We start from the raw sequence: 17,125 nt of genomic DNA on the forward strand, positions 1-17,125 counted from the left end.
CGTATGAGCATGGAAGTCACGGCCTGGATGTCCCTGCACCACGCGATGCATCAACGCGACCAGCGACCCTTCTCCCGCGCGACGCTGAAGCGGATCGCCGGGTTCGCCCGGCCGCACCGCCGGCTGCTCGGCTGGTTCCTCGTCGGCAGCGTGGTCGCCGCCCTGTTGACCGTCGCCGCGCCGGTGCTGGCGGGGCGGGTGGTCGACGCGATCGTGTCCGGCACCGACACGGGGCCCGTGGTGCGCCTCGCCGCCGGGATCGCGGTGATCGCGCTGGCGGAGGCGGGCCTCGGGCTGCTCACCCGGTACCAGTCGGCCCGGATCGGCGAGGGCCTCATCGTCGACCTGCGGACCGCCGTCTTCGACCACGTGCAGCGGATGCCGGTCGCGTTCTTCACGCGTACCCGGACCGGCGCCCTGGTCTCCCGGCTCAACAACGACGTCATCGGGGCGCAGCAGGCGTTCAGCAACACGCTCTCCGGCGTGGTCGGCAACACGGTGACGCTGCTGCTCACGCTGGCCGTCATGCTGACCTACTCGTGGCAGATCACGCTGCTCGCCCTGCTGCTGTTGCCGATCTTCGTGCTGCCGGCCCGGCGGATGGGCCGCCGCCTCGCCCGGCTCGAACGCGAGGCGGCCGAGCACAACGCGGCGATGAGCACCCGGATGACGGAGAAGTTCTCGGCGCCCGGCGCCACCCTCGTCAAGCTCTACGGGCGGCCGGCGGAGGAGTCCGCGGAGTTCGCCGCCCGCGCCTGGCGGGTGCGGGACATCGGCGTGCGCACGGCGATGCTGCAATGGGTCTTCATCACCGCGCTCACGGTGGTCGGTTCCCTCGCCCTGGCCCTGGTGTACGGCCTGGGCGGCGTCTACGCCATCCGGGGGCAGCTCGACGCCGGCGCGGTCGTCGCCCTGGCGCTGCTGCTGTCCCGCCTGTACGCGCCCCTGACCTCGCTGGCCAGCGCCCGCGTCGAGATCATGAGCGCGCTGGTGAGCTTCGAACGGGTCTTCGAGATCCTCGACCTGGAGCCGATGATCCAGGACCGGCCGGACGCCCGGCCGCTGCCCGACGGTCCGGTGGCGGTCGAGTTCGACGACGTCCGCTTCGGCTACCCGGCGGCCGACAGGGTGTCGCTGGCCTCGCTGGAGGACGTCGCGAAGCTCGACACCCGCGGCGGCGAGGAGGTGCTGCACGGCGTCTCGTTCCGGGCCGAGCCGGGCCAGATGGTGGCGCTCGTCGGCTCGTCCGGGGCCGGCAAGTCCACGATCGCGCAGCTGCTGCCGCGTCTCTACGACGTGGAGGAGGGCGCCGTACGCCTGTCCGGCCGCGACGTCCGGGAGCTGACCGCCGACTCGATCCGCGGCGCCCTCGGGGTGGTGACCCAGGACGGGCACCTGCTGCACGACACGATCCGCGCCAACCTGCTCTTCGCCCGCCCGGGACGCCACCGAGGACGAATTGTGGGACGTGCTGCGCCGGGCCCGCCTCGACGCGCTGGTCGAGTCGCTGCCCGACGGGCTGGGCACGGTCGTCGGCGAGCGCGGCTACCGGCTCTCCGGCGGCGAGCGCCAGCGGCTCACCATCGCCCGGCTGCTGCTGGCCCGGCCCCGGGTGGTGATCCTCGACGAGGCGACCGCGCACCTCGACTCGACGTCCGAGGCGGCGGTGCAGGCGGCCCTCGGCGAGGCGCTGAGCGGCCGGACCAGCGTGGTGATCGCGCACCGGCTGTCGACGATCCGCGCGGCCGACCAGATCCTGGTGCTGGAGGACGGCCGGGTGGTGGAGCGCGGCCGGCACCCCGACCTGCTGGCCCGCGGCGGCCGGTACGCCGAGCTCTACCGCACCCAGTTCGACGAGCCCGTACCGGCCTGACCGGGTCCGCTCAGCCGCTGCGGCTCGGGCGGGCCAGCGACAGCAGGAAGATCGTGGAGAGGAGCCAGCCGGCGAGCGTCGCGATGTGCAGCCACCACTCGACCGCGCCGCCGTGCGGGGTGCGCGCGTTGGCGTACCAGGTGGACCGCTGGCCGAGCGAGATCAGCGGCACCACCGTGTCGATCGCGTACAGGGCCGGGCTGAAGCAGCGCACCTGGCCCTCGCCGCAGGCGTCGGCGCGGGGGTGCCGCGCACTTTCGCTCACCGGCTCGGCGGTGGGCTGCGGGGCCGGAACCGGGGCGGCGTCGACCGTGACGAGCCGCCCGTCGGCGGCGTAGACGTTGCCGCGCTCGTCGGTGGCGCGCATCGTGTCCCGGGCGACGGACTGGTGCAGCGACACGGTGACCGCGATGAGCAGCGCCATCAGCAGCCAGAGCACCCGGCTGGGGCGGAAGCCGTACCCGACCGTCAGCCCGTACGCGAGGTCGAGGACGTAGCGCAGCGGGCGGGTGCGGGCCGGGACGGCACGACGGGCGGCGTGCCGCTGGTCGATCAGGATCTCCTCGGCGTCGGCGGTGTAGCCGTGCCGGCGGAACACCGCGGCGAGCTGCTCGTACGGGCCGGAGTCGTACGCGGCCTGCCCGAGCAGCCACCTGCCCCGCTTGGCGCTGTCCCAGTCGATCGGGGTGCCGGTGCCGCCGGGATGCTCGAACCGGTCGTAGGTGAGGCCGGAGACGACGAAGCGCTGCGGCCAGTGGTCCGGGTCGTCGGCGAGGATCGGCGTGCTGACGTTGGTGAGGTCGACGCTCGGCGACACCTCCGCCCACCCGAGGTAGAGGCCGCCGCGGACGGTGGCCGAGATCGCCTCGATCGCGTGCCCGGCCGGGTTGCGCATGCTCGGCCCCGGACAGTGGAACACGCCGCCCCGGCAATCCAGCCGGCCGTCCACCGTGGACCTGTTGAGCAGCACGTACCCGGTGGACCGGAAGCCGTCGACGAGGCGTACGGAACCACCGATCAGGCACTGGTGCAGCGAGAGCGAAGGGCCGCCGGGGTTGTCCAGGACCGCGCCGCCGGCGTCGACGGCACCCTTGATCACGGCGTTGCGGAAGCGCACGTACCCGCCGGTGGCCGACATCTGCTCCAGGCGCAGATCGCCGTCGATCGCCGCGCCCGAGCCGGAGACCAGGGACCCGCCGCGCGGCCGGCTGAGCCGCACGCCGCGCAGGGACAGGTTTCCGTGCACGCGCATGCCGGTGAACCGCAGCTCGCCCCGCACGGTGACGCCGGGCGACATGGTGAGGTTCGACCGCAGCTCGGCGTTCGTCAGGTCCAGCGCCCGGCGGTCCGGGGCGTCGAACCGGCACGACCCCTCCACGGTGAGGCTGCCGAGGTCGCTCAGGGCCAGGTCGACGCCGCCCTCGAACCGGCAGGCGCCCTGGAGGGCGAGGTCGCCGCCGACGCTCAGCCGGGGCGCGTTCACGGCCGTGCCGACGGTCCGGTTCGGACCGTACGGCCCGGCCACCGGCACGGGCGAGAGCGCCGTGACGATCGCGTCGCGCACCAGCATCTGCCCGCCGATCCGGCCGTTGCCGAGGTCGATGCGGCCGGTGATCGCGGGCGGGCGGCCGGTGACCGGCTCCGGGATCAGGAAGAGGCTGCCGCCCACCTCCACCTCGCCCAGGTCGAGCGCGAGCCCGCCGGGACCGCCCAGCGTCGCCCCGGTCAGGTCCAGCGTGCCGTCGATCCGCGCGCCGATCATGCGTACCTCGGCGGTGGCGGTGAAGCCGCGCAGCAGGCGTACGGTTCCGCCGACCCGCATCCGGTCCGCCTGGATCGCCCGCTCGCCGCCGGCCACGATCGTCGTGTCGACGCACAGCAGCCGTCCGCCGATCTGCGACTCGCACAACCAGATCGCGGACCGCTTCGACGTGCTCGCGCTGGTCCGGTGGGCGCCGCTGACCGCGGACCGGGACAGATCCAGATCACCGCGGATCTGTACGCCGTTGGCGAGCAGCCCGGGCAGCGCGGGGGAGTCCGTGATGGTGAGCGCCGGCAGCCGCGCGTTCTCCAGCACCGGCGCGGCGTCGAAGGTGCACCCGTGGAAGCGCACCGGGAAGCCGATCTCCGTGCCGGCCAGGTCCAGCGTGCCCCGCACGCGCAGGTGGCGCAGGTGCAGCCCGCGCGGATCGACCCGGGCGGCGTCCGCCGTGCAGCAGCGCCGGATCGCGTCCGCGTCGACGCCCCGGCGCCCGCCGCCGTCCACTGTGCCGCCCGACCGGCAGGCCCTCAGCAACTCGCGGTACGGCACCCTGCCCCTCATCCCGTCACGGTAGCGCCCCTACCGGTCCCGGGGCCTCAGCCGACGCGGACGGCGCGGACCACGGCGTCGCGCAGGGGCTCCGCGTGGCCGACGTCGTTGAGCCGCTCCTCGGCGGTGACGACCTTCCACCGCGTACGGTCGAGCCCGGCCACGATGTCCGCGACCGTGACCGAGGCCTCGGCCGGGTGGTGCCCGTGCCCCGGGCTGTGCAGGTGCCCGACGATGAGCAACGTGCCGCCGGGCGCCACCCACCGCGCGATCCGCTCGTAGAAGGCGAGCTGTGGCATCGCGGGATGCGCGTAGTGCGTGGTGACGAGGTCGAACTCGGCGGCCGGCTCCCACACGGTCAGATCCGCCTCGACCCACTCCACGCGGTCGCCGAGCCCGGCGCGCGCGGCCCGCTCCGCCCCGCGGGCCAGCGGCGCGGCGGCGATGTCGGCGGCGACGACCCGCCAGCCCCGCTCGGCGAGCCAGATCGCCTCGGCGCCGGCCCCGCACCCCGCGTCGAGGGCCGTCCCGGGCGTCAGGCCGTCGACCTCCCGGGCGAGATGCGCCTGCGCCGGGTGGCTGCCGTGCCCGTCACCGGACGCCTGACTCCAGTGCTGCGTCCAGTACGTCGCGTCGAAGCCGTGCTCCATCCGACCTGCCCCTTCGTCGTCACGTGCGGTTCCCCCTGACTGTCCGCCGCGCCGGTCGGATGAGCAAAGCTTCTTGCCGAATGGCAAAGTGGCGGCATGGAGAAGGACTGGGCCCGGACCCTCGACGCGGTCGGCCCGAGGCTGAAGCACCTGCGCCTGCGCCGCGACATCACGCTCACCGCCCTGGCGGCGGAGACGGGGATCTCGATCAGCACCCTGTCGAGGCTGGAGGCGGGGCTGCGCCGGCCGACCCTGGAACAGCTCCTGCCGCTGGCCCGCGCGTACGGGGTCACCATCGACGACCTGGTCGACGCGCCGCCGACCGGAGACCCCCGGATCAACCTCCGCCCGGTCGCGACCGGCGACGGCTCCACGGTCCTGCCGCTGACCCGCCGCCCGGGCGGCATCCAGGCGTACAAGTTCGTCCTCCCGGCGGGCGCGGACGACCGGGAGCCGGAGCTGCGCACCCACGAGGGCTACGACTGGGTCTACGTCCTCAACGGCACGCTGCGTCTCGTCCTCGGCGAGCACAACCTGATCCTCCAGGCGGGCGAGGCGGCGGAATTCGACACGCGCACGCCGCACTGGTTCGGCGCCACGAGCGCCGGGCCGGTGGAGTTCCTCAGCCTGATCGGCAGGCAGGGCGAACGAGCCCACCTCCGGGCCGCCCCACCCGGCTGACCGCCGGCCCGCGGGGCGGTCAGTTGTCGAGGCCGGCCAGGACGATGTTCTCCTCTGTGGCCGCCGACTCCGGCGTCGTCGGGTCCGGGTCCGGGTTCGTGGGGGGAGACGTGGTCTCCGTCGGCGGGGTGGTGGTCACCGGCGGGTCCGACGGCTTCGGCTCCGACGAGGTCGGGGGCGGCTGGCTCGGCGTGCGGGGCGGCGACGACGAGGGCGCGGCCGGCGGGGTCGTCGTCGGGCGGGTCGTCGGCCGGGTCGTCGGGTTCGCCGGGGGCGGGGCCTGGTAGACCGGGTTCGTCGTGGCTGTTCTGGTGCGGGTCTGGCGCTCCACGTCGTCGACCGGGATGTCGCGGATCGGGGCCGTCGTGGTCGGCGACGCGGTGCTGGGCCGCGGCATCGGGGTCACCGCTCCGGCGCCGCCCGCGCCGTCGACGGCGGCGTCCGCGGGGCGGCCGCCCGGGGTGGCGCCGCCGTTGGCGAGTTGGAGGCCGAGGACGCTGACGACCGCCAGGACGACCGCCAGCGAGGCCGTGACGGCGGCGCGGTGCCGGGGGTGCGCCAGGTGGGCGGCGGCGATGGACGCCGCCAGGGTCGCGCGGCGGGGGCGGGCCGGTTGGGCCGCGCCGGCGATGGCCGCGGTGAGGGCGGCCCGCCGCGGAAGCACCGGCCGGGTCGCGGCGGTGGGAGCGACAGGGCGGGTCGCCGCAGCGACCGTCGAGGCAGGGTGCGCCGCGGCGGCGGCTGCCGTGGGAGCGGGGTGTGTCGAGGCGGCACCGCGGCGCCGGGACCGGGTGGTGGTGGCGCGGCGCGCGGAGGTCGCGGCGGGGATCGGGGAGCGCACCGAGCCCGCGGCGCGGCGGAGGATCTCGGCGGCGGCCGCGGCCGTCGGGCGGCGGGCCTGGTCGTCGGCGACGCAGGCCTCGTAGAGGCGGTTGATCTCGCGGGGGAGGCCGGGGATGCGCGGGAGGCGGGCGGTGCGGCCCTCGTGGCGGGCCGCGAGGATCTCACCGACCGTGCTGCCCGGCCAGGCGCGGGTGCCGGTGAGGCATTCGAAGAGCATCAGGCCGAGGGCGTAGACGTCCGCCGCCGGGTAGGTCGGCTCGCCGCGCAGCTGTTCCGGCGCGAGGTTGGCGGGGGTGCCCCAGAGCTGGCCGTGGGTGTCGAAGCTGCTCTGGCCGGCCGCCGCGGCGATGCCGAAGTCGAGCACCTTCACCCCGGCGGGGGTGAGCATGACGTTGCGGGGCTTGACGTCGCGGTGGACCAGGTCGCGTTCGTGCGCGGCGGCCAGGGCGGCGGCGGTGTCCGCGCAGACCGCGGCGGCGCGGCGCCAGTCCAAGGCTCCGGTGCGGGCCAGCTCGTCGGCGAGGGTGTCACCCTCGAGGAATTCCAGGATCAGGTACGGGACGCGCTCGTCGCCGTCGATCGCCTCGCCGTAGTCGTACACGCGGGCGATGTTGGGGTGGCTGAGGCGGGCGGCGGCGCGGGCCTCCCGCAGCACGTCGACGGCGGGTCCGTTGCCGTCCGGCCGGTACGGCGAGAACAGCTTGACGGCGATCCGGCGCTTCAGGGTGCGGTCGTAGCCGCGGTGCACGACCGCGCTGCCGCCCCGCCCCACGGCCTCTTCCAGCCGGTAACGCCCCGCGAGCGATTCCACCCCGTGACTCCTTCCGGCCGTCGGTACTGGCGGCGCCTGGCCGTCACGCACCGTGCTGCTGTCCGGTGGCGGGGCCGTCGTTGCTGGTCACCGGCCGGATCGCGGCCCGTGAATGCCGCTCATCGTACCCGACCTGCGGCGTGGCGAAACACCCGTGAAGAGGGTCGCCCGGACGCGGGATGGCCATCACGGAGAGTGATGGCCATCGGCTGCCTATTTCGTCTTTTTCGCGACCTCGCGTTCGCATTCCGGCATGTACTGGAGGCCGAGCCGGATCGACCGTGCGTCGTTGTCGTCGCCGCCGAGGGCCGCGCCGAGCCCTCCGTCGCCCACTGTCACATACTCGACACCCTTGGCCTTGAGGCATCTGACGACGGCGACCGCGAAGTCCCGGGCCTCCGGGTTCGCCGGGTCGCGCTCCCACGGCGGCAGCGGATAGAACCGCGGCTCGCAGACGCGGTTCGCGTCGTCCTCCCTCTTCTGCTCCGCGGGGGTGACCACATGCATCCGGGGGACGTCGCCCTTGGCCGGCTTGCCGGCGGGCTTGCGGGCCCCGTGCTCCGCCATGCACTTCTCGTACGGCCGGAGCATCGCCTCGAACTCCGCGGGGGTCGTGTCCAGCCGCTCCCGGGGCCGCTCCGGCGTCCGCGCCGAGGCGGAGGCGGACGGGGTGCCCGCGTCGCCGGCCACCGTCGCCACCTTCGCCGTGCCCCTGTCCCCGGCCGGTTCGCCGGAGCCGCACCCCGCCACGGAAGCCAGCGCGATCATCGCCACGATCGCCCCGTGTCCCACCCGCATGAACTCATCCCCTCCCGGGCGCGGGACCGCCCCGTGCCGACCGACAGCCTGCCGGGGCAAAGTCAGGAAGCTGTGAGGTCACCGTCGCGGCCGGTGAGGCGGGCCAGCGCGGTCCGGGCGCGGTCCTGCTCCTCCGGCCGGTCGATCTCCGTGGCCAGCGCCAGCGCCTCCCGGTGCCGGGCGATCGCCTCGCCGGTGCGGCCCTGTCCCGCCAGCGCGGCACCGAGCCCGTTGAGGACACAGGTCTGGCCGTACCGCTCGCCGAGCTCGAGGAAGATCGTGAGGGCCCGCTCGTAGTGGCCGGCCGCCTCGGCGTAGCCGCCGAGCAGGGTGGTGGCGTCGCCCAGGTTGTTCAGCGCGGTGGCCTCCCCGCCACGGTGCTCCAGCTCGCGGAAGACGGCGAGAGCCCGCAGGTTGTAGCCGGCGGCCGGGGCGGGCAGGCCCATCCGCACGTGCATGCTGCCCAGGTTGGTCAGGGTGTTGGCCTCGCCGAGCCGGTCGCCCAGCCGGACGAAACGGTCGAGTGCCTGCTCCTGGTAGGTCGCGGAGAGCTCACGCTGGCCGGCGGCGCTGTGCACCACACCCAGGTTCCCGAGGGTACGCGCCTCGCCCGGCCCGTCACCGAGCTCCCGGAAGAACGCCAGCGCCCGGGACAGGTGCCCGATCGCTTCCGGGTGGCGGCCCAGTTGCCAGCACACCACGCCCAGGTGGGCCAGCGCGGTGGCCTCGGCGAGGCCGTCGCCGAGCAGCCGGGCGGCGTGCTGCGCCTCGGTGTGCACCGTGAAGGCGTCGGCCGGGTGACCGCCGTTGTCCAGGTACGCGTACAGGATCCCGGCGAGCCGTACGGCGTGCTCCGGCCAGCCCTCGCGGGCGGCGTGCAGGCAGACCGCCACCAGGCCGGCGCGTTCCCCGTCGAGCCAGAGCAGGGCGGTCTTCGGGTCGTCGAGCGCGGGCCCGCCGGGCGGCCGGGGCGGCAGGACCGGCCTGCGGTGCCGCTCGGCCGGGTAGAGCGCGTCCATGGCGGCAGCCGCGCCGTGGACGTAATGGTCGAAGAGGCGGCTCAGCGACTCCCGGCGTTCGGCGGGGCGGTCCTCCTCGCGGGCGCGGTCGGCGGTGTACGCCCGCACCAGGTCGTGCAGCACGTAGCGCCCGCTGACCGGCTGCTGGACCAGGTGCTCGCCGGTGAGGTGGCGCAGGTCGGCGACGGCGGTGTCGCGGTCGGTGCCGAGCAGCGCGGCGGCGGCATGGTCGTCGAGGTCGGGGCCGGGGTGGGCGGCCATGCGGCGCAGCAGCATCTGCCGCCGGGCGGGAAGGTGCTGCTAGGACAGGTGCAGCGCGACCTCCACGCCGCTGTCCAGCCGGCGGTGACGGTGCCGTTCGTCGAGCCGGTCGGCGTGGTCGGTCACCGTCCAGCCGGGCCGGGCGCCCATCTGACCGGCGACGACGCTCAGGGCCAGCGGGAGGTGACCGCACCGGGCGGCGATCCTCGCGTACGCGGACCCGTCGTCGCCGACCGCGATCCCGGGCACCGACCGCCTCAGCAGCCCCTCGGCCTCGTCCGGCCCGAACGGCTCGACGTCGAGACGGAGAACCCCCTCCAGCCCGTCGAGCCGGCGCCGGGAGGTGATCAGCGTCAGCGTCTCCGGGCCGCCGGGGAGCAGCGGGCGCACCTGATCCTCGTCCGCCGCGTTGTCGAGCACGACGAGCGCCCGCCGACCGGCCAGCAGCTCGCGGAAGAGGGCCGACCGGGCCGGCAGGCCGTGCGGGATGTCGTGGCCGGACACCCCGAGCAGGCGCAGGAAGCCGTCGAGCACCGCGCCCGGCTCGGTCGGCGGCTGCCCCGGGTCCGGGTGGAAGCCGCGCAGGTTGACGAAGAGGGTCGTGCCGGAGCCGCCGCCGGCGGCGAGCAGGTGACCGGCGTGGACCGCCAGCTGGGACTTGCCGACGCCGGCCATCCCGGAGAGCACGCACACCAGCGGTCCCGCCGCGGCGCCGGCCGCCCGGGTCAGCCGGGCGGTCTCGTCCCGCCGTCCGGTGAAGGACGGCACGTCGTCCGGCAGCCGGTCGAGCACCCGCACCTGGCCGGCGGCCGCGGTCTCGGCGAGGGTGACGCGCAGCGCCTGCTGCCAGTGGGCCAGGTAGCCGGTGTCGTCGTGCAGGGCCCGTACGACGGCGAGCATCAGGTCGCTGTTGATCCGCCGCCGGCCGGTCTTGAAGCAGTCGACCACCGTGCCCCGGCGCGCGAGCTCCGCGTCCGGGCGCCTGGCGGCCCGCCGGTGCTCGTTCACCCGGCGCGTGACGGCGTCGTACGAGGGATTCCCGGCCCAGAGCTTGAGCGCGCGCAGGCAGCCGACGAGCTCGTCCAGGCTGCGGACGGCTCCCGGATCGGGCGGCCCGGACGCCCCGTCGGCAGTCGTCATGCCACCTCCCCGAGGCGCCACGATATCAATCGATGCGGGCGGCGTACGGATTCGTTTGGACTCGACCCGCGGCGGCCCCCACCGCGTTGCGATGGATCGTGGCGGCACCCCAGGGGGCGGCCTGCGCGGCGGGGTTACGGGGGGCTGCGCCGGCCGGCCCCGGTCACGGGCGGGCGATCAGCACGGGGCAGGCGGCGTGGCGCAGCAGCCGGCTGCCGGCCGCGCCGAGCAGCACCCCCTCGAAGCCGTGGCGCCGCGGGCCCACGACGACGAGCTGGGCGTTCGCGGTGCGCTCGGTGAGCACCACGTCGGGGCGGCCGGTGACGATCTCGCGGTGCGCGGTGACGCCCGGGTACTTCTCCCGCCAGGGGTCGAGCAGCGCGTCCGGGTCGCCGCCGAGGGGCGGCCCGGCCGGGTCCGCGCCGCCGCCGGCCCGCGCGGTGATCGCCACCAGCGGGGCGTCCCGCAGCGCCGCCTCCTCGAAGGCCCGGCCGACCACCGTGCCGGCGTCGGGCCCGTCGTCCGCGCCGGCCAGCACCGGGCCGTCCGCGGCGGCGTGCCCGCGCACGACGGCCACCGAGCGCTTCGCGTGGGTGGCGACCTGGGCGCCGACCGATCCGGACGGCAGCCCCGGCAGCCGGCCGGCGGGGCGCGCGCCGACGACCAGCAGATCGGCCGTCTCGGCGGCGTGCAGCAGCACCGGCACCGCGTAGCCCGGCAGCGCCAGGCAGCGGACCTCGACGCCGGGCGCCTCCGACCGGGCGAGGGTGACCGCGGCGTGCAGCACGGCCTCCGTCCCGGGTGCCGGCGCCGCGCGGGGGCCGGGCCGGTCCCGGTGGTACGCCGCCAGCACCCGCAGCTCCGCCTCGCGCCGGCGGGCCTCGACCGCCGCCCAGCGCACCGCCGCGGTCGCGCCGGCCGAACCGTCCACGCCGACCGCTATCCGCGTCCTGATCATGGCCGCCTCCTCGCAAGCCAGGAGGGCCCGACGTACGGGGGTCCCGGACCAGCCTCGTCCCGCGCCGCACCGGAGGCAAGGCCGCTTGCGCGCCGTGCACATTCCACCCGGGCCGGCGGCCGGAGGCTCAGGAGCCGGCCACGGGTGCGGGCGCGGTCCAGCCGGTGGCCCGGATCCATCCGGCCAGGTCCAGCGTCGCCGGCTCGATCGACCGCACCGCCGCGAGGTCCGAAGGCTCCTCCGCCGCCTCCGCGAACTGCCGGAACATCGCCCGGTCGAGGTCGGTGGGAAGCACGCTCAACGGGAGGGCCTCGTACCGTGCCGGGAGCCCGGCGCGCGCGCCGAACGCCGCGGCGATCCGGGGGCCCGTCAGCTCGTCGCCGACGAGCTCGACGGCGCCGCCGGGCGCCTCGGCGGTGCCGAGCAGGAGCGCGGCGGCGACCCGGCCGATGTCCCTGATCGAGATCATCTTCAGGGCGACGTCCTCCGGCAGCGGCAGCCTCAGCACGATCTCCCCGTCCTCCAGGCTCGGTGCCATCACGCTCGTGAAGTTCTCCATGAAGGCGGTCGCGCGCACCATCGTGGCCCTCAGGCCGGACTTCCTCAGGTGCTCCTCGATCCGGTGCTTCGAGTCGTGGTGCGGCACCCCCGACTCCCGGTCCGCGCCGAAGACCGAGTTGAACACGACGTGCGGGACGCCCGCCTCGACCGCCGCGTCGACGAGCGCGGTGCCGATGCGGACCTCCGCCTCGACCTCTTCGAGGCTGTTCGCCTCCGGGGTCATGAAGTGGAACGCCTCGACCGCCGTCAGCGCGCCGGCCAGCGACGCCGGATCGTCGGCCCGGACGGCCGCCAGTTCGACGCCGCGGGCGGCCAGCGCCCGGGCCCGGCCGGACCGCGGGTCGCGGACCAGGGCCCGCACCCGCGCCCCGTGATCCAGCAGCGCGTCGACCACCGCCCCGCCCTGTTGCCCCGTCGCGCCGAAGACCGCGATCGTGCCGGTTGTTGTCGGTGTGCTCACCGTTGCCACCCCTCACTAGTTCATGCCGTGAACGAAAGTAGTTCATGGCATGAACTTCGTCAAGGCGCGGGCTGGTGCGCGGCGGGCGGAGCGAGGTCCGAGGTGTCCACGATGGTGGTGGCCACGCGCGCGAGGTCGCGCTGGTCGTCGGTATCAAGGCTGCTCGCGATCTCGGGCAGGCGCCTGGTGATCTCGGCGTAGACGGCCTCGCCGAGCGCCTTGCCCGTGGGCGTCGCGCTGAGCATGACTATCCGCCGGTCCTGTGCCGAGCCGGTCCGGCTGACCAGTTCGAGCCGGGCGGTGCGGTCGACCAGCTGGCTCAGGGCGTTCTTGGTCATGCCCAGCGAGGCGGCGAGGTCGGCCATCTGCCGCGGCTGGTTCCTGACCGCGCAGATCAGCGTGGCCTGCGAGGGGGTCAGGTCGAACCCGGCGCAGATCTGCGCGTACTTGCGCTGGATCACCACCGAGAGCCAGAAGAGCTTGTCGCCATAGTCCACGCCGGCCTCCTCCTCGTGACGAGCGATCAGCCTACTCGTGCGGGCCGGCGGGCCACGCCACCGTCGCGCCGCCGCGGACGAAATCCGCTCTTGACATACACGACTTAATTCAAGTCGTATTGACAACGTTGTCACCTGCTCCCCGGAGGTTCCCATGCCCGACACGCCGCCCGTCTCCCGGCGCGCCCTGCTCACCGCCGCCGGCGGCGGACTGCTCGCCTCGTTCGGCGTACAGTCGCTTCTTCCCGAAGCCGCCGGGGCCGCGCCGCCGCCCGCGGCCGGCACCGACCTGGCCCTGTTCCGTCCGGTCACCGCCAGCTCGACGGCCTACGCACCCACCCCGCCCACGTTCGCGGTCGACGGCCTCGCCCGGGTCGGTGTCCAGGGCTCCGGCTGGCGGGCCCTGCCCGGCGACCCGCAGTGGATCGCGGTCGACCTGCAGGGGCCGTGCGAGCTCAGCTCCGTCACGCTGACCTTCGAGGCCACCCTCGACGACGGACCGTTCGACGGGGACTGGAACGCCACCGAGGGCGATGAGGTCCTGTCCAGCGCGGCTGTCGCGTACCGGATCGAGGTGTCGGCCGACGGCACCGCCTGGACCGTCGCGCACGAGACCGCCGACGGCGGGGGAGGGGTTCAGGCCGTGGACTTCCCGGCGCCGGTCCGGGCGCGGCACGTGCGTCTCACCGCCACCCGGCGCTCGACCAGCAACCCGGTCGGGCTCAACGGCTTCCAGGTGTACGGCCGCCCGCTCGCCCCGCGCCCCGCCGCCACCGGCTGGACCGACTGGGCCGGCGGCAACACGCGCCCGGCCCCCGCCCTGCGGACCGCGCCGGACGGCACCGTCCCGCTGGAGTCCGGCTGGGCGCTCACGCTCGACGACTTCGCCGGTACGGCCGACGGCGCCGCCCTCTCCACCGGCCGCCGCGACGTGCGGGACTGGCTGCCCGCGACCGTTCCCGGGACGGTCCTCGCCACCCTGGTGGAGCGCGGCCACCTGCCCGACCCGGTCGGCGGCCTCGAGAACCTGCGGGTGCCGGAGGCCCTGTCCCGCCACGCGTGGTGGTACCGGCGCGCCTTCACCCTGCCGCGCGGCTTCGACGCGGGCCCGGGCCGGCACGTCTGGCTGGAGTTCGACGGCGTCAACCACCGCGCCGAGGCGTGGGTCGACGGCACCGCCGTGGGCACCGTCACGCACCCCTTCGCCCGCGCCGCGTTCGACATCACCGAGGCGATCCGGGGCCGCGCCGAGCACGCCGTCGCGGTGCGGGTCACGCCGATGCCGCACCCCGGCACCCCGGGCGACAAGACGCTGGAGAGCTGGACGTTCCTGCAGGGCGGCTCGCTGTTCCTGGACTCGCCGACCTACCTGGCGGCCTCCGGCTGGGACTGGATGCCCGCGGTCCGGGACCGGGCGGCCGGCATCTGGAACCACGTCCGGCTCCGCAGCACCGGCGCGATCGTGATCGGGGACGCCTACGTCGCCACGAAGCTGCCCGGCGCGGGCGCGGGCACCGCCGAGCTGACCGTCACCGTCCCGGTGCGCAACGCGGCGAGCAGCGCCACCGAGGTCACCGTGCGCGCGGCGTTGTGCGGCACCACCGTCGAGGAGACCGTGACCGTGCCCGCCGGGGCGACCAGCAAGGTCGTGTTCACGCCCGGCCGGCATCGCGCGCTGCGGCTGAGGAATCCCCGGCTCTGGTGGCCCAACGGGTACGGCGAGTCGCACCTGCACGACCTCACGGTCACCGCGGTGGCCGGGCGCCGGGTCAGCGACGTGCGGACGACGCGGTTCGGCATCCGCGAGTTCGCGTACGAGTCCTTCCAGCCCGTGGTCGTCTCCCCGCCGGCCGTCCCGCCGCTGTCCTTCCACGACGGGCGGGCCGAGCAGACCGTGACCTTCCCCCGGCAGCACCGGCGCCACGTGCGGATCCAGGCCGGGGCCCGCGCCACCGGCTGGGGCATCTCGCTGTGGACGCTGTCGGTGGCGGACGGCCCGGACGGCGCCGACCTGGCCCGGGGCGCGACCGCGTCCGCCCTGAGCGAGGCCGACGGGACCACCGCGGCGGCCGTGACCGACGGCGATCCGGGCACCCGCTGGTCGTCGGCGTACCGTGACGGCGAGTGGATCCAGGTGGACCTGGGCGAGGCCCGCGACTTCGACCGGGTCACGCTCGTCTGGGAGTCGGCGTACGCGCTGGACTTCCGGGTCCAGGTCGCCGGCGACGGGGACGCGTGGACCGACGTCAAGGTGGTGAGCAACGAGACGCCGATGGGGAACACCGGCCCGCAGAAGGTCGAGCTGCCCGAGCAGACCGCGCGCTACGTACGCCTCCAGGGCGGCAAGCGGGTCACCGACTGGGGCATCTCGCTGTGGGCGCTGTCCGTACGCCGCGGGGCCGAGCCCGGCACCGACCTGGCGCGCGGCCGCACGGCGACCGCCTCCTCCAGCGAGAACGGCTACCCGCCCGGCAACGCGGTGGACGGCGACCCGCGCACGCGCTGGGCCTCCGAGGCGCGCGACGACCAGTGGATCCAGGTGGACCTGGGCGGGCCGGTCACCTTCGACGAGCTCGAGCTCGTGTGGGAACAGGCGTACGCGCGGGAGTTCGTCGTCCTGGTCTCGCCGGACGGCCGGGACTGGCGCGAGGTGAAGGCGGTCAGCAACGCCGCCACCGAGCTGAGGATCAGCGTCAACGGCGTGCCGGTCTTCGCCCGCGGCGGCAACTGGGGCTGGGACGAGCTGCTGCGCCGCACCGAGCCGCACCGCACCCGGGAGACCGTCGCGATGCACCGCGACATGAACTTCACGATGATCCGCAACTGGCTCGGCAGCAGCAACCGCGAGGAGTTCTACGCCGCCTGCGACGAGTACGGCCTGCTGGTCTGGAACGACTTCTGGGAGGCCGGGGCGTTCCTCCAGGAGTCGGCCGTCTACGACGAGATCGTCGCCGACACGATCCGCCGCTACCGGCACCACCCCAGCATCGTGGTCTGGTGCGGGGCCAACGAGCAGTTCCCGCCGGCCGCGATCGACGCCGGCCTGCGCCGGGCGGTCGCCGCCGAGAACCCCGAGATCATCTACGTGCCGTCGTCGAACGCGGGCATCGTCAGCGGCTCCGGGCCGTGGCACTACGTCCCGCCGGAGACGTACGCCGACCCGGCGATCTACAAGGCCGGCGTGCTGGGCTTCCACACCGAGATCGGCATGCCGGTGGTGCCGCACGCCGAGACGATGCGCAACCTCGCCGGCGCGGAGCAGGCCTGGCCGATCTCGCAGGTGTGGGGCTACCACGACTGGGCGGTGCACGGTAACCAGCACGTCGACTACTACCAGCAGGCCATCGAGGAGCGGCTGGGTGCCGCCGCGTCGCTCGAGGAGTTCACCGCGCGGGCCCAGTTCGTGAACTACGAGAACCACCGCGCGATGTTCGAGGCGTGGAACGCGAGCCTGTGGCGCAACGCCGCCGGCCTGCTGCTGTGGATGTCGCATCCGTCCTGGTACAGCACGGTGTGGCAGACGTACGACTACGACCTGGACGTGAACGGCGCCTACTACGGCTCCCGCAAGAGCTGCGAGCCGCGGCACGTGCAGGCGGACCCGGGCACCTGGCGGGTCCGGGCGGTCAACCACACCCCCGCGGCGCTGACCGGCGTCACCGTCACCGCGCAGGCCTACGACCTCACCGGCCGCCGCCTCGGCCCGGCGCAGCGGCAACAGCTGTCGGTGGCGCCCTCGTCCACCACCGCCGCGTTCACCGTCACCCCTCGCAAGGACCTTCATCTGGTACGCCTGGAGCTGCGCGACGCGAAGGGAAGGCTGCTCTCGGAGAACACGTACTGGCGCTACGCGGAGCCGGGGGACATGCGTGCGCTGTCCGCCCTGCCGAAGGCCCGGGTGACCGTCACGACCGCCCCGGCCCGGGTGCCGGGCTCCGAGGCCGTGACCGCGACGATCAGCAACCGGGGCGCCGTGGTGGCCGCGATGGTGCGCGTCGCCGTGCGCGACGGCCGCGGTGACCGGGTCCTGCCGGCGGCCTACGACGACAACTACCTCTGGCTGCTGCCGGGGGAGACCCGGCGGGTGGTGGCCTCCTGGCCGCGGCGGCTCGGCCGGCCCCGGGGGCTGCGGGTGACCGCGGAACCCTACAACTCCTGACCCGCGCGCGGGAACCGATCAGGATTCGAGAAGCGCGCGGTGCCCGGCCGGCCCTAGCGTGGATGCCGGCGGCCGGATCGACCGGTCCGGCCCGCGCGACCTC

At 75.0% G+C, this 17,125-nt stretch carries 11 protein-coding genes and 1 pseudogene; 3 read left to right on the plus strand and 9 right to left on the minus strand.

The window, feature by feature from the left end:
* The first annotated feature begins 27 nt into the window (after positions 1 to 27).
* A pseudogene (locus CLV70_RS05315) lies at positions 28 to 1,873 on the plus strand (ABC transporter ATP-binding protein).
* 10 nt (positions 1,874 to 1,883) lie between these two features.
* On the opposite strand, the gene CLV70_RS05320 reads toward CLV70_RS05315, so the two are convergent.
* Both CLV70_RS05320 and CLV70_RS05325 read right to left on the minus strand, forming a co-directional pair.
* Entirely contained in the window at positions 1,884 to 4,196 is a 2,313-nt protein-coding gene (locus CLV70_RS05320; RefSeq protein ID WP_146163964.1) for an AsmA family protein, read from the minus strand.
* A 35-nt stretch (positions 4,197 to 4,231) separates the two neighbouring features.
* Positions 4,232 to 4,834 carry an SAM-dependent methyltransferase gene (locus CLV70_RS05325; protein ID WP_106125231.1) on the minus strand — a complete coding sequence of 201 codons (603 nt, stop codon included), beginning with the start codon at positions 4,832 to 4,834 and terminating at the stop codon, positions 4,232 to 4,234.
* A gap of 96 nt (positions 4,835 to 4,930) precedes the next feature.
* Here CLV70_RS05325 and CLV70_RS05330 point away from each other — a divergent pair, with 96 nt between their 5' ends.
* The gene (locus tag CLV70_RS05330) at positions 4,931 to 5,515 is read left to right on the plus strand and encodes a helix-turn-helix domain-containing protein (protein WP_106125232.1); all 585 of its coding nucleotides are present in this window, start codon (positions 4,931 to 4,933) and stop codon (positions 5,513 to 5,515) included.
* 19 nt (positions 5,516 to 5,534) lie between these two features.
* On the opposite strand, the gene CLV70_RS40310 is transcribed toward CLV70_RS05330, so the two are convergent.
* The 7 genes from CLV70_RS40310 to CLV70_RS05365 form a co-directional block, all read right to left on the minus strand.
* Positions 5,535 to 7,169, minus strand: coding sequence for a serine/threonine-protein kinase (locus CLV70_RS40310; RefSeq protein WP_106125233.1), 1,635 nt, complete (start codon positions 7,167 to 7,169; stop codon positions 5,535 to 5,537).
* 213 nt (positions 7,170 to 7,382) lie between these two features.
* Positions 7,383 to 7,967 carry a hypothetical protein gene (locus CLV70_RS05340; protein WP_106125234.1) on the minus strand — a complete coding sequence of 195 codons (585 nt, stop codon included), beginning with the start codon at positions 7,965 to 7,967 and terminating at the stop codon, positions 7,383 to 7,385.
* Positions 7,968 to 8,029: 62 nt separating this feature from the next.
* Entirely contained in the window at positions 8,030 to 9,247 is a 1,218-nt protein-coding gene (locus CLV70_RS05345; RefSeq protein ID WP_158277709.1) for a tetratricopeptide repeat protein, read from the minus strand.
* 39 nt (positions 9,248 to 9,286) lie between these two features.
* Positions 9,287 to 10,387: a hypothetical protein gene (locus tag CLV70_RS05350; protein WP_106125236.1), complete on the minus strand. Its 1,101-nt coding sequence runs from the start codon at positions 10,385 to 10,387 to the stop codon at positions 9,287 to 9,289.
* A 163-nt stretch (positions 10,388 to 10,550) separates the two neighbouring features.
* Positions 10,551 to 11,345 (minus strand): universal stress protein, encoded by a 795-nt coding sequence (locus CLV70_RS05355; RefSeq protein WP_158277710.1) that lies wholly within the window; start codon positions 11,343 to 11,345, stop codon positions 10,551 to 10,553.
* A gap of 127 nt (positions 11,346 to 11,472) precedes the next feature.
* Positions 11,473 to 12,366: an NmrA/HSCARG family protein gene (locus CLV70_RS05360; protein WP_211303641.1), complete on the minus strand. Its 894-nt coding sequence runs from the start codon at positions 12,364 to 12,366 to the stop codon at positions 11,473 to 11,475.
* A 59-nt stretch (positions 12,367 to 12,425) separates the two neighbouring features.
* On the minus strand, positions 12,426 to 12,863 hold the full coding sequence (locus CLV70_RS05365; RefSeq protein WP_106125239.1) for a MarR family winged helix-turn-helix transcriptional regulator: 438 nt from the start codon (positions 12,861 to 12,863) through the stop codon (positions 12,426 to 12,428).
* A gap of 154 nt (positions 12,864 to 13,017) precedes the next feature.
* Between CLV70_RS05365 and CLV70_RS05370 the strand changes: the two genes are divergently transcribed.
* Entirely contained in the window at positions 13,018 to 17,022 is a 4,005-nt protein-coding gene (locus tag CLV70_RS05370; RefSeq protein WP_106125240.1) for a discoidin domain-containing protein, read from the plus strand.
* Positions 17,023 to 17,125: the final 103 nt, after the last annotated feature.

Origin of the sequence: Pseudosporangium ferrugineum, assembly GCF_003002065.1 — a bacterium.
GTDB lineage: Bacteria > Actinomycetota > Actinomycetes > Mycobacteriales > Micromonosporaceae > Actinoplanes > Actinoplanes ferrugineus_A.